Source organism: Micromonospora sp. NPDC049048, from assembly GCF_043197615.1.
Classification (GTDB): Bacteria; Actinomycetota; Actinomycetes; order Mycobacteriales; family Micromonosporaceae; genus Micromonospora.
The window spans coordinates 194,774-207,688 of record NZ_JBICTM010000010.1; the positions used below are offsets into that span (position 1 = coordinate 194,774).

Below are 12,915 nucleotides of genomic sequence, written 5' to 3' on the forward strand. Positions count from 1 at the left end.
CCCCACGGTAACGCGGCCACCGTGTCGGGGCCGACGCATGCGGTCAGCGCCCCCGCCGGGGCGGGCATTCCCGGGCGTGCCGGTGGCCGTCGCGGGGGAACGGCGGCCGGGCGGACAGCACCTCCTGGAAGCGGTAGCCGGCCTTCTCCGCCACGCGGCAGGATGCCGGGTTGTCGATCTGGTGCAGCAGGTCCAGCCGCCGCAGGCCGGCGAACCGGTCGAACGCCCAGTCGGTGACGGCCGTCAGGGCGTGCGGGGCCACGCCCCTGCCCCGGGCGGGCGCGGCGGTCCAGTAGCCGACCTCGGCGTCCTCGCCCCGCGCGGTGACGTTCTTGAGGATGACCTGCGCCACCAGGATGTCGCCGGCCGGATCCGGCTCCAGCACGGCGAAGCTGAACCGGCGGCCGTCAGCCCAGTCCCGGTGTGCCGACGCGAGGAACCGGCGTGCCTCGGCGGTCGTGGTCACCGGCGCCCGGGTCCAGCGGCGCAGCACCGGGTCGCGGTACGCGGCGATCAGGGCCTCGGCGTCGTCGTCGCGCCAGGGGCGCAGCAGGAGTTCCGGCAGGGTCGCGGTGGCCGGGGCGCGCAGCATCGGCACAGTGTGCCCGTGGCCGCGCCGGCGGTGGGGGGCGGGCGGACACCGGCGGTGCCGGTCTCGCGCAGCACGGCGACGCCCCCGGCGGGCAGGTGCACCTGGGTGTCGACCGTCGCGCCGGTGAGCAGGTCGATCCCGGCGGCCGGGACCCGTTGCGGCCGGTCGGTGTGGTTGAGCAGGAACAGCCAGCTCGCCCCGGCGCCGCGCCGGCGGACCGCCTCGATCCCGGCCGGTGCGTCCGGGCAGACGGGTGACGCGCCGGCCGCCCGCGCCGCGTGCGTCATCAGCCGCTGGTAGGTGGTCTCGTCGGGCCGGGTGGACAGGTACCAGGCCGTGCCGGCGCCGTAGCGGTGGCGGGTCACGGCCGGCAGCCCGGCGAGCACGCCGTCGGCGTACGAGGCCGTCGGCTGGGCGCCGGCGAGGCGTACCGTCTCGGTCCACAGGCGGCCCGTGCCGCCGCCCGACAGGGGCACCGTCTGGCCGGCGGCGAGCGGGTGGAACTCCTCGACGCGTACGCCCAGCAGGTCGCGCAGCGCCCCGGGGTGCCCGCCGAGGCGGACGCGGGCGTGTTCGTCGGCGACGCCGCTGAGCCAGGTCACCAGCAGGTGCCCGCCGCCGTGCACGTACGTGCCGACCCAGTCGGCGGTGTCGTCGGAGGCGAGGTAGAGGGCGGGCAGCACCAGCAGCGTGTACGTGTCGATCCGGTCGCCGGGCAGCACCATGTCGCAGCCGTACCCGGCCCGCCACAGCGCCCGGTGCGCCGCGGCCACCTCGTCGCGGTGGCGCGGGTGCGGCGACGGCATCCCCGGGTGGCCCAGGGCCCAGCCGCTGGCGGCGTCCCAGGCGATCGCGACGTCGGCGTCGACCGTGCCGGCGTCGACCTCGCGGAGCCGCTGAAGTGTCGCGCCGAGGTCGACGGCCTCCCGGAACACGCGGCTGTCGGGGCCGGCGTGCGGCACCAGGGCGGAGTGGAAGCGTTCCGCCCCGCCCGCCGGGGCCCGCCACTGGAAGAACATGACCCCCCGCGAGCCGCGCGCGACGTGGGAGAGGCTGTGCCGGGCCATCCGGCCGGGTTCCTTGGCGTGCATCCGCCCACCGGCGTGGATCTGGTTGGGGGCGCTCTCCATCAGCAGCCATGGCGCCGTCCGGTCGCCGCCGGCGCCGTGGCGGGCCCAGCCCCGGGCCAGGTCGGCGGCGAGGGCGGTCTGTTCCTCCGCGCCGCCGTCGACCGCGTCCGGGTAGTGGTCGATGGCCACCAGGTCCACCTCGGCGGCCCAGCGGGCGTGGTCGACGGGCACCCAGTCGCCGAGGACGTAGTTGGTGGTGACGGGGATCGCCGGGTTGGCGGCGCGCAGCACGTCGCGCTGCTCGGTGTACGCGGCGAGCAGGGTGTCCGACCAGAAGCGGCGGAAGTCCAGCAGGTGCCCCGGGTTGGCCAGGTACTGCGTGGCGCGGGGCGGGTCGACCTGCGCCCAGTCGGTGTAGTGCTGGCTCCAGAAGCTGGTGGCCCACGCGGCGTTGAGCGCGTCGAGGTCGCCGTGCCGGTCGGCCAGCCAGCGCCGGAACGCCCGTGCGGTGTGCGCGCAGTGGCAGGTGGTGCCGTACTCGTTGTGCACGTGCCACAGCGCGAGGGCCGGGTGGTGGGCGTAGCGCTCGGCGAGGGCGGCGGCGATCCCCCGGGCGGCGGCCCGGTAGGCGGGCGCGGCGGCGCAGTAGGTGTCCCGGCTGCCGTGGTGCAGCCGTACGCCGTCGGCGGTCACGGGCAGCGCGTCCGGGTGTGCCAGCGAGAACCAGGGCGGGGGCGACGCCGTCGGGGTGGCCAGGGCGACGTCGATGCCGTTGTCGTGCAGCAGGTCCAGCACCTGGTCCAGCCAGTCGAAGGTGTGGCGCCCGGGCTCCGGTTCGAGTCGCGACCAGGCGAAGACGCCGACGGTGACGAGGTTGACCCGGGCGCGGCGCATGAGGGCGACGTCCTCGCGCCACACCTCGGCCGGCCACTGCTCGGGGTTGTAGTCGCCGCCGTAGCGCAGTACACCGTCGGCCATCTCGACCACCGCCAGTTCGTTGGGAAGGCGTCCAAAATATGAAGCGCACAGGAGCATGTCAACGGCAGTCTCCACCGAGGAAACGAAGGTTGTCGTTGACAGTTAGTTGGGAAGCCAAAGAAACTGGCGGGACCGTCGGAACCATCCCGGAGGAGACGCCGATGCCCTACCGACCGCCGTTGGTCCCGTACGAGAGCTTCGTGGCCGACCCACCCGACCTGCCGGTGCGGGGCCCCGGCGAGGACGGGGCCGCCGTCGTCGGCCGGGCCGAGGTCGTCGCGACCGACCAGCAGGGGGTGACGTTCAAGGCCACCCTCTCCGACGGCGCGAGCATGGCGCTGCGCGTCGACGCCGCCGGCGAGGGGGTGATCCGCGTACGCCTGGCCGACGACCCGCAGGCCCGCAGCCGCTCCGCCCGGGCGCTGCCGCTGGTGCGTCCCGGCACCCACCCCGCCACCGTCACCGTCGACGACACCCACGTCCGCGTCGGCGCCGGCGCCGTGGTCGCCGAGATCCGGCTCGACCCGTGGCACCTGCGGTTCCTCGGCCCCGACGGGCGGCTGCTGCTCGCGCAGGACCCGGGCACCCGGGACATCAGCGGCCGGCGGCGCACCCTGCCGTTCGGCCGCTCCACCGTCGACGGCGCGCGCGTCGCCTGGCACGAGAGCTTCGTCGCCCCCGGCGACGAGCGCTTCGTCGGCTTCGGCGAGAAGTTCACCCCGCTCGACAAGCGGGGGCAGCGGCCGCTGATGTGGAACTTCGACGCCTTCGGCGGCGAGTCCGACCGTTCCCACAAGAACGTGCCGTTCTACCTGTCGGACCGGGGCTACGGGGTGCTGGTCGACAGCGGGCTGCCGGTGCAGTTCGACGTCTGCCAGTCCACCCACAGCAGCGTGCAGATCCTGGTCCCCGACGACCTGCTCGACTACTACGTGCTGGCCGGCCCGACGCCACCGGAGGTGCTCGACCGGCTGGACCGGCTCACCGGCCGGCCGTACCTGCCGCCGAAGTGGGCGTTCGGCGCCTGGGTCTCCTCCGGTTTCTTCCCCGACTCGCAGGAGCGGGTGCTCGAGCGCGCCCGCCTGCTGCGCGAGCGGGGCATCCCGTGCGACGTGCTGCACCTGGACTGCTACTGGCAGGTCGCCGGCCGCTGGTCGGACCTGCGGTGGGACGACGAGGCGTTCCCCGACCCCACGGCGATGCTGCGGACCCTCGCGGGGCAGGGCTTCCGGGTCTGCCTCTGGATGAACCCGTACCTGATGACCGACAGCCCGCTCTACGCCGCCGCGGCCGAGGCCGGCCACTTCCTGCGCCGCGCCGACGGCAGCCCGTACGTCGCCGACGTCTGGCACGGCAGCCACCCGGCCAGCGCCATCGTGGACTTCACCAACCCGGCCGCCGTCGAGTGGTTCACCGGGCTGCTGCGGCCCCTGCTGGAGCAGGGGGTGGCGGTGTTCAAGACCGACTTCGCCGAGGGGGTGCCCGTCGACGCCGTCGCCCACAACGGGATGACCGGCGTGGAGCTGCACAACGTGTACGCGCTGCTGTTCAACGACGTCGTCGCCCGGGTGACCGAGGAGGTGGCCGGGCACCGTACCGTGTGGGCCCGCTCGTCGTACCTGGGCGGGCAGCGGCACAGCGCGCAGTGGAGCGGCGACGTCAACGCCACCTGGCCGGGGCTGGCCAGCACCCTGCGCGGCGGGCTGTCGCACGGGCTGTCGGGCGTGCCGTTCTGGAGCCACGACACCGGCGGCTTCCACGGCACCCCCACACCGCAGCTCTATGTGCGCTGGACCCAGTTCGGGGCGCTGTCGCCGCTGGTGCGCCTGCACGGCACCACCAGCCGCCTGCCGTGGGACTTCCCCGCCGAGACCGAACGCGACGCGGTGGCGGCCCTGCGGCTGCGCTACCGGCTGATGCCGTACCTGTGGTCGGCGGCGGTGCGCTCGGCCGCCGACGGGACGCCGATGATGCGCGCGCTGCTGGTGGACACCCCCGACGACCCGACGGCCTGGACCACGGACCTGCAGTACCGCCTCGGCACCGACCTGCTGGTCGCGCCCGTGACGGACCCGTCCGGGCGGCGCGACGTCTACCTGCCGGTGGGCGACGACTGGATCGACGCGGCCACCGGCGAGCGGCACCCGGGCGGGCGGCACGTGCGGGTGGCCGTGCGGCCGCACCGGCTGCCGCTCTACGTCCGCCACGGCGCGCTCGTGCCGACGGTCGCGCCGGGCGACACGGTGGGCGACGGGCCGTTCCACGACGTCACCCTGGTCAGCTGGGGTGCCGTCGACGCGCGTACGGTGCTGCACGACGTCGACGGCGACACGGTCGTGACGGCCGTACGCGACGGCGACACCCTGCGGGTGGACACCGACGGGCCGCTGCGGGTGGCGTACGTCAGCGTCGCCGGCGCGCACGCCCCGGCCCGGCTGCTGCTCAACGGCGAGGCGGTGGCCCCGGCGCCGTTCGACGCCTGGCTGCCCGACCCCGCCTGAGGTGCGGCGGCGCCCGACCCGTCGCGGGTCGGGCGCCGCACGGGTCCGCTCAGCCCTTCACCGCGCCGGTGATGACGCCCTTGGTGAAGTGCCGCTGCACGAACGGGTAGACGATCACCGCGGGGATCACGGTCACCACCACCACCGCCATCTTCACCGCCAGCGTCGGCGGGTACGCGGTGACGCCGGGCAGGCTGACCGCCGCCCCGGACACGTTCGGCGACTGCCCGGCGAGGATGTAGCTCTGCAACACCCGCTGGATCGGGAACTTGTCGTTGTCGTCGATGTAGAGCACCGCGTTGAAGTAGGCGTTCCAGTAGCCGACGGCGTAGAAGAGGCCGACCACGGCGATCACCGCCTTGGACAGCGGCAGCACGATGCGTACCAGGATGTGCAGTTCCCCGGCGCCGTCGATGCGGGCGCTGTCGAGCAGTTCACCGGGGACGTTCATGAAGAACGCCCGGATCACCACCAGGTTGAACACGCTGATCGCGCTGGGCAGGATCAGCGACCAGATGCTGTCCTTGAGCCCGAGGCCGGTGACCACGAGGTAGCTGGGCACCAGACCGGGGAAGATCAGGAAGGTCAGCAGGAAGAAGAAGAGCAGTCCCCGGTGCGCCACCGAGCCGGGCCGCGACAGCCCGTACGCGGCCAGCACGGTGAGCACGAGGCTGACGGTGGTGCCGAGCACCGTGACGAGGGTGCTGATCCACACCGCCTGGGTGATCTGCCCGCCGCTGAAGATGGTGACGTACGCCGAGGGGTCGATCTCGCGGGGCACCAGCACCATCCCGCCGGTGGAGTCGATCGTGTCCCGCGAGGCGAGGCTGGTCACCAGCACCGCCCACAACGGTACGAGCACGGCCGCGACGAGCAGCGTGAGCACGGCGGCCTTGGCCACGGTGCCCGCCGCCGTGGGCGGCTCCTCCCAGGTGGGTCGCCGCGAGCGTCGCCGCCGTGCGTCGAGGTGCGGGCCGGTGCCACTGAGCTGCGTGGTCATGACTTCGCGTACACCCCCTGCTCGCCGAGGCGGTGCGCCACCTTGTTGGCGGTGAGGATGAGCACCAGCCCGACCACGGCCTTGAACAGCCCGGCGGCGGCGCCGAGGCCCCACTGCTGGGTGCTGATGGCCTGGTAGTAGACGAACGTGTCCAGCACCTCGGCGGCCTCCCGGCCGACCGCCTCGCGTTGCAGGATGAACTGTTCGAAGCCGACCGACAGCGCGTCGCCGAGGCGCATGATGAGCAGCAGCACGATCACCGGGCGCAGGCCCGGCAGGGTGATGTGCCACAGCCGCCGCCACCGCCCGGCCCCGTCGGCCGCCGCCGCCTCGTACAGGTTGGGGTCGATGGCGGCCAGCGCGGCCAGGAAGACGATGGCGCCCCAGCCGAGGTCCTTCCACACCGCCTCGGCGGTGACCAGCACGATGAAGGTGTCCGGGTCGGTCATGACGTCGAACGGCTGCATGCCGGCCGCGCGCATCTCCTGGGCCAGCAGCCCGGCCCCGCCGAGCATCTGCACGAAGAACGTCACCACGAGCACCCAGCTGAAGAAGTGCGGCAGGTAGACCACGCTCTGCACGAAGCCGCGCAGCCGCGCGGAGACCAGGCTGTTGAGCAGGACGGCCAGCAGGATCGGCAGCGGGAAGAAGAAGACGAGCTGGAACGCGGTGATGGTCAGGGTGTTGCGGACCGCGTCCCAGAACAGCGGGTCGCCGAAGAGTGCCTCGAAGTTGCCGAAGCCGATCCACTCGCTGTGCCAGAACGCCTCGACGGGGTCGTCGCCGACGAACGGGTTGTAGTCCTGGAAGGCGATGACGTTGCCGAGCGTCGGCAGGTAGTGGAAGACCAGCAGCAGCGCCGCGGCCGGCGCCGTCATGGCCAGCAGCGGCCAGTCCCGGCGCAGCCGGTCGCGTAGACGGTGCCGGGGACGCGACCGCCGCGTACGACCGGCGGGTGGGCCCTGGCCGGTGGCCGCCGGCGCGTCGGTGGTGGCCGGGGCGCTCATCGGCCGTTGTCGGCGAGCGCCTTCTCGTGGAACGCGCGCCCCTCCTCACCGCCGGAGGCGAGGAACTCCTTGCGGACCTGCGCCAGGTCGCTGACGGGTCGGCGGCCGCGCAGGATGTCGCGGATCTTGTCCTCGGTCGGCTGGAGGACCTTCGACCAGTTGGCCGGGAGTTCCAGCTTGATGCCGGCGAAGAGGTCCTTCTCCATCTGGGCGATGTTCTTCTGGTAGTAGGCCAGGTAGTCGCGTACGTAGTTGGGGGTGTCGGCGCTGCGTACCTTGACCGGGACCCGGCCACCGATGTGGGTGTACTGCGCCCCCAGTTCCTTGCGGCCCAGCTCGGTCGGGACGGGGCTGCCGTCGGCCGCGCGGGTGAAGTGTTTGCCCTCGACGCCGTACTCGCGCAGCTCGAACTCGCGGCTGCCGAAGGGCGCGGCACACCAGTTCAGTACCCGTAGCAGCTCGTCGACGCGCGCGGCGCCCAGGCCCTTCTTGACGAAGGTGTAGAAGATGGGCTTCTCGCTGCCCCAGATGACCGGCTGTGCCCCGGCCACGCCGAAGACCGGCAGCGGCTGCATGTCGAAGCTCGGCAGCTGCTTGACCCGCTCGCTCTGCATGCCCTGCCAGGCGCCGAGGCCGTCCTGGTACATGAGGATCTTGCCGGCCTTGAACAGCTGCTTCTCGTCGGCGCCCTTGCTGGCCACGGTGTCGGGGTGCACGAGCCCGTCGGCGAACAGCTTGGCGGTGAACTCCAGGGCGGCGGCGAAGGCGGGGTTCTCGAACTTGTGCTCCAGGCCGCCGTCGGGCTTCTTGCGCCAGTACTGCTGGCAGCCGAAGAACTGCTGCACCATGTCGAAGACGCTGCCGAAGGCCCACACCCCCTTGGCGGGGTCGGTGACCTTGCGGCCGAACTCGTGCAGTTCCTCCGGGGACGTCGGCGCCGCCAGGCCGGCCGGGGCGAGCAGGTCGGCGCGGTGGAACAGGGCGTACCCGAACGGTCCGTCGGTGGGGAACGGCACGGCGTGCAGCCGCCCGCCCCAGACCGAGTACTCCCAGGCGCCGGTGGGCAGCGCGGCCAGGTAGGGGTACTTCGCGGCGGCGTCGCCCTTGAGGTGGTCGGTGAGGTCCTCGAACAGTGCCTTGACGGCGTCGGAGAACCGGGCGACCTTGTCGACCTCCCAGTTGGGCACGCTGAGCAGTTCTGGCACGTCGCGGGCGCCGAGCATCGCGTTGAGCTTGTCGGCGTAGGTCATGCCGTCCTGCAGGCTCGGGTGCACCTCGACGCCCAGCCTGGCGTTGACCGCCGCGAGGTAGGAGTTGCGGCCCGCCGTCGGTGGGGCGGGTCCCCACCACGGGCTCATGGTGCCGATTGGTGGGCCGCCCCGGCCGGGTTGCTCGGTGACGGCGTCGACGAGGGTGCGGGGGTAGCTGAGGTAGCCGTCGGGGATCGGCCCCTCACCGGCGATGTCGGGCGGGAGCAGTTCGGCCGGCTTGTGGGTGGGCAGCACCGAGCGGATGGCGTCGGCCCTGGTGGCGCTGCCTCTGCTCCCGGCCTCCTTGCTGCAACCGGCCAGGGTGGCGCCACCCATCGTCGCGGCGGCGCCGAGGCCGAGCAGGCGCAGCAGGGACCGGCGGTCGGTGGATGCGCCCGGCGGGGACGGCTTCACGGCGCACTCCCTTCTTCGGTGGCGGCTTCGCGGAACGTACGCGTTCCGGCTAGAATTAGTTGGGGTTCTAGCCGAACAAACTAATCGACGGTGATCCGTCCCACAAGACAACGACCCCGGCGGCGTACGCGATGATGGGGCGCGCGGCACCACCGGGATCCTGCACCGTCGCCCAGGGAGCGGACAGATCGTGATCAGCAGCCACAACGAAGCGCGGCCGAGCGACCTCGGCGACGTCCGCACCGCCAACCGGGCCCTGGTGCTGCGCCACGTCCGCCGGCACGCCCCCTGCTCCCGGGCCGACATCGCGGCGCACACCGGGCTGAACAAGGCCACCGTGTCCAGCCTGGTCGGCGAACTGATCGAGCGGCGGCTGCTGCGCGAGACCGGGCTGACCGAGAACCGGGTCGGCCGCCCCGCGACCATGCTCGTCCTCGACGGCACCCCGTACGCGGCCCTGGGCATGCAGATCGGCGCCGACGAGCTGGTGGTGCTCGCCACCGACCTGGCCGGCACCCGACTGCTCACCTGGCGGCGAGCCTTCTCCGCACCGTCGTGCACCCCCGCCGAGACCGTACGCGCGCTGGCGGCCCTGGCCCGCCGCGCGATCACCCGGCTACGGGGGCAGGACCGCCGCGTGCTCGGCCTGAGCGTGGGCGTGCCCGGCCTCGTCGACCCCGACGGCGCCGTCCCCCGGGCCACCGCGCTCGGCTGGCGGGACGTCGCCCTCGCCGCCGACCTGCGCGCGGCGCTGCGCGAGCCCGACCTCACCGTCGACGTCGACACCGACGCCAACCTCGCCGTCCTGGCCGAGCACCGCCACGGCGCGTACGCCGGCGCGGCCCACCTGGTGCACCTCACCGGCGGGGCCTCGGTCGGCGCGGGCATCGTCGCCGGCGGCCGGCTGCTGCGCGGCAACCGGGGATTCGCCGGCGAGGTCGGGCACCTCATGCTCGACCCGGCCGGCCCCGGCTGCGCGTGTGGCCGCCGCGGCTGCCTGGTCGCGTACGCCGGACTGCCGGCGGTGGTGGGTCGCCTCCTGCCCGACACCGCGCAGGACGGGCCGGTCACCGACTTCCTGCCGGAGATCGAACGGATCCAGGCACTCGCCCGCCAGGGCGACCCCACCGTCCTGGCGGGACTCGCCGACGTCGGCTGCCACCTCGGGCACGCCGCGTCCGTCCTGGCCAACCTGCTCAACCCGCAGGCCGTCGTCGTCGGCGGGCACTTCGCCGCCCTGGCTCCCTGGCTGCTGCCGGCGGCGCGCACGGAGTTCGCCGCGCGCACCCACGCCCCGGCCGCCGGCGGCTGCCAGCTCGACGCCTCCACCCTCGACCCGGCGGCCACCGCGCTCGGCGGGGCCACCGCCGCGCTCGCCGCCGTCGAGTCGGGTCGGCTTCCGGCCGCGTGAGCCCGCGCGCCGCCGGGCCTTGACCGGACCGGCGGCAGGTGCCAACCTCGAACCGCCGCCTCGTGGCTGGGCACCCGGGCGGCACGTCTCGCGCAGTCGTCGAAGCGCTTCACCGCTTCCGGGCCGGCGACCGCCACCCTCACACCGCGATGCCGCTCGCGTCACCGTTCGTCGAAGCGCTTCGACACGGCCGCGTGCAGGCCCACGGAAGGCGACCGACCCATGACCCACCACCCCGCCCCCTCCCCGCACGCAATCGTCGACGACCTGCTGGGCCGGCTCACCCTGCCGGAGAAGCTCGGCCTGCTGCACCAGTGGCAGGCGCCCGTGCCCCGCCTCGGCCTGCCCGCGTTCCGCACCGGCACCGAGGCGCTGCACGGGGTGGCGTGGCTCGGCCGGGCCACCGTCTTCCCGCAGGCCGTCGGGCTCGCCGCCAGCTGGAACCCCGAGCTGCTGCGGGCCGTCGGCGCGGCCGTCGGCGACGAGGTCCGCGCCAAGCACCACGCCGACCCCGAGCGGGTCGGCCTCAACGTCTGGGCGCCGGTGGTCAACCCCCTGCGCGACCCTCGCTGGGGACGCAACGAGGAGGGCTGGTCCGAGGACCCGTGGCTCACCGGCCGGCTCGCCACCGCGTACGCCGAGGGGCTGCGCGGCGACCACCCGCAGCGGCTGCGTACCGCCCCGACGGTCAAGCACTTCCTCGGCTACAACAACGAGACCGACCGGGCCACCACGTCCAGCGACCTGCCCCCACGGGTGCTGCACGAGTACGAGCTGCCCGCCTTCCGCGCCCCGCTGGCCGCCGGCGCGGCCGTCGCCGTGATGGCCTCCTACAACCTGGTCAACGGGGTGCCGGCGCACCTGAGCCCGCTCATCGCCGACGAGCTGCGCCGGTGGACGCCCGAGGAGCTGATGGTCGTCGGCGACGCCGGCGCGGTGAGCAACATCGCCGGGGTGCAGGGCCACCTGCCCGACCACGTCGACGGCTACGCCGCCGCCCTGCGCGCCGGCATCGACAGCTTCACCGAGGACGACGCCGACAGCGCCCCCACCGTCGGGCGGCTGACCGAGGCGCTCGACCGGGGGCTGATCACGGCGTCCGACGTGGACCGGGCGGTGCGGCGGATCCTCACCGTCCGCGTCCGCCTCGGCGACCTGGACCCGCCGGGCGTGGACCCCTTCGCCGGCGTCGCGCCGGACGCCGTCGACCGCCCCGCGCACCGGGAACTGGCCCGCGAGGCCGCCCGCCAGTCGATCGTGCTGCTGCGCAACGACGGGCTGCTCCCCCTCGCCGACCCGGGGCTGCGGGTGGCCGTGCTCGGCCCGCTGGCCGACGCCGTGCACACCGACTGGTACAGCGGCACCCCGCCGTACGCGGTCACCGCGTACCAGGGGCTCGTCGGGCGGCTCGCCGCCGTCGCCACCCATCCCGGGGCCGACCGGATCGCGCTGCGCGTCGGCGCCCGCCACGTCGGCTGCCCCGACACCCCCGACGGCGGGCCGCTGACCCTCGGCGACGCCGCCACGGCGTTCGACGTCTTCGACTGGGGGCGCGACGTGGTGGCGCTGCGCGCCGTCGGCAACGGCCGCCACGTCGGGGCCGACGAGGCCGGCGCGCTCGCCAACGACCGCCCCGGACCCGGCGGCTGGGTGGTCCGGGAGACCTTCCGCTGCCACGAGGGTCCCGGCGGCACGGTCCTGCTGCACCACCTCGCCTCCGGCCGCTACGTCGCCGCCGACGCGCACGGGCGGCTGCACGCCGACGCCCCCACCCCGGCCGAGGCGACCCGGTTCACGGTGGACCTGCTGGCCGACGGGGCCGCCGAGGCCGCCGCCCTGGCCGCCGACGCCGACGTGGCGGTGGTGGCGCTGGGCAACCACCCGATGGTCAACGGCCGGGAGACCGAGGACCGCGTCGACCTGGCCCTGCCCGCCGGGCAGGAGGCGCTGCTGCGGGCCGTGCACGCCGCAAACCCGCGCACCGTGCTGGTGGTGACCAGCAGCTACCCGTACGCGATCGGTCAGGCCGGGACGCCACCGCCGGCGGTGCTCTGGTGCGCGCACGGCGGTCAGGAGCACGGCACCGCGCTGGGCGACGTGCTGGTGGGCGACGCCGAGCCCGGCGGCCGGCTCACCCAGACCTGGTACGCCGACGCCGCCGAGCTGCCCGACCTGCTCGACTACGACGTGATCGGCTCCGACGCCACCTACCTGTACCACCGGGGCGACCCGCTGTACCCGTTCGGCCACGGGCTCAGCTACACCCGCTTCGACTACGCCGGCCTGCGGTTGAGCGCCGCCGAGGCCACCGTGGGCGAGGAGGTCGAGGTGAGCGTCGAGGTCACCAACGTCGGCGAGCGCCCCGGCGAGGAGGTCGTGCAGCTCTACACGCGCCAGCGCCGCTCCCGCGTCAAGCAGCCACTACGCCAGCTACGGGACTTCGCCCGGATCAGCCTCGCGCCCGGGCAGCGGCAGGTGGTGCGGCTGCGGCTGCGTACCGCCGAGTTGAGCTGGTGGGACGAGACCCGGGGCCGCCGGGTGGTGGAGGACGCCACCCACACCGTCCTGGTCGGCCGCTCCGCCCGCGACGTGCGGCTGGTCGGCGCCCTCGCCGTACGCGGCGACGAGACGTCCGGCGGGCGGGCGGCCGTACCGGCGTCGGGGCGGGCGCGGTGAGCGGGGCACGGGGACG

The 12,915-nt window shown here is 74.3% G+C and carries 8 protein-coding genes; 3 read left to right on the forward strand and 5 right to left on the reverse strand.

The window, feature by feature from the left end; all coding sequences use genetic code 11:
- Positions 1–43: 43 nt before the first annotated feature.
- Positions 44–592, reverse strand: coding sequence for a GNAT family N-acetyltransferase (locus ACGFIG_RS27705; RefSeq protein WP_393007774.1), 549 nt, complete (start codon positions 590–592; stop codon positions 44–46).
- Positions 514–2,640 carry a beta-galactosidase gene (locus ACGFIG_RS27710; protein WP_393007776.1) on the reverse strand — a complete coding sequence of 709 codons (2,127 nt, stop codon included), beginning with the start codon at positions 2,638–2,640 and terminating at the stop codon, positions 514–516. Before ACGFIG_RS27710 ends, ACGFIG_RS27705 begins: the two co-directional genes overlap by 79 nt.
- Positions 2,641–2,801: 161 nt before the next feature.
- On the opposite strand from ACGFIG_RS27710, the gene ACGFIG_RS27715 reads away from it, so the two are divergent.
- Positions 2,802–5,141, forward strand: coding sequence for a TIM-barrel domain-containing protein (locus ACGFIG_RS27715; RefSeq protein WP_393007778.1), 2,340 nt, complete (start codon positions 2,802–2,804; stop codon positions 5,139–5,141).
- 49 nt (positions 5,142–5,190) lie between these two features.
- Here the strand turns inward: ACGFIG_RS27715 and ACGFIG_RS27720 are convergent, their stop codons facing one another.
- The 3 genes from ACGFIG_RS27720 to ACGFIG_RS27730 are packed head-to-tail and all read right to left on the reverse strand — an operon-like array spanning position 5,191 to position 8,812.
- Positions 5,191–6,141: a carbohydrate ABC transporter permease gene (locus tag ACGFIG_RS27720; RefSeq protein ID WP_393007780.1), complete on the reverse strand. Its 951-nt coding sequence runs from the start codon at positions 6,139–6,141 to the stop codon at positions 5,191–5,193.
- On the reverse strand, positions 6,138–7,148 hold the full coding sequence (locus ACGFIG_RS27725) for an ABC transporter permease (RefSeq protein ID WP_393007782.1): 1,011 nt from the start codon (positions 7,146–7,148) through the stop codon (positions 6,138–6,140). Before ACGFIG_RS27725 ends, ACGFIG_RS27720 begins: the two co-directional genes overlap by 4 nt.
- Entirely contained in the window at positions 7,145–8,812 is a 1,668-nt protein-coding gene (locus ACGFIG_RS27730) for an extracellular solute-binding protein (RefSeq protein WP_393007784.1), read from the reverse strand. Before ACGFIG_RS27730 ends, ACGFIG_RS27725 begins: the two co-directional genes overlap by 4 nt.
- 190 nt (positions 8,813–9,002) lie before the next feature.
- Here ACGFIG_RS27730 and ACGFIG_RS27735 point away from each other — a divergent pair, with 190 nt between their 5' ends.
- Both ACGFIG_RS27735 and ACGFIG_RS27740 read left to right on the forward strand, forming a co-directional pair.
- Positions 9,003–10,223, forward strand: coding sequence for an ROK family protein (locus ACGFIG_RS27735; protein ID WP_393007786.1), 1,221 nt, complete (start codon positions 9,003–9,005; stop codon positions 10,221–10,223).
- 222 nt (positions 10,224–10,445) lie between these two features.
- Positions 10,446–12,899, forward strand: coding sequence for a glycoside hydrolase family 3 C-terminal domain-containing protein (locus tag ACGFIG_RS27740; protein ID WP_393007788.1), 2,454 nt, complete (start codon positions 10,446–10,448; stop codon positions 12,897–12,899).
- Positions 12,900–12,915 lie beyond the last annotated feature (16 nt).

Coding starts and splice junctions, on each gene's coding strand:
- ACGFIG_RS27725 (WP_393007782.1), bottom strand. CDS start 7,148: ATGAGCGCCCCGGCCACCACCGACGCGCCGGCGGCCACCGGCCAGGGC.
- ACGFIG_RS27720 (WP_393007780.1), bottom strand. CDS start 6,141: ATGACCACGCAGCTCAGTGGCACCGGCCCGCACCTCGACGCACGGCGG.
- ACGFIG_RS27715 (WP_393007778.1), top strand. CDS start 2,802: ATGCCCTACCGACCGCCGTTGGTCCCGTACGAGAGCTTCGTGGCCGAC.
- ACGFIG_RS27710 (WP_393007776.1), bottom strand. CDS start 2,640: ATGGCCGACGGTGTACTGCGCTACGGCGGCGACTACAACCCCGAGCAG.
- ACGFIG_RS27740 (WP_393007788.1), top strand. CDS start 10,446: ATGACCCACCACCCCGCCCCCTCCCCGCACGCAATCGTCGACGACCTG.
- ACGFIG_RS27705 (WP_393007774.1), bottom strand. CDS start 592: ATGCTGCGCGCCCCGGCCACCGCGACCCTGCCGGAACTCCTGCTGCGC.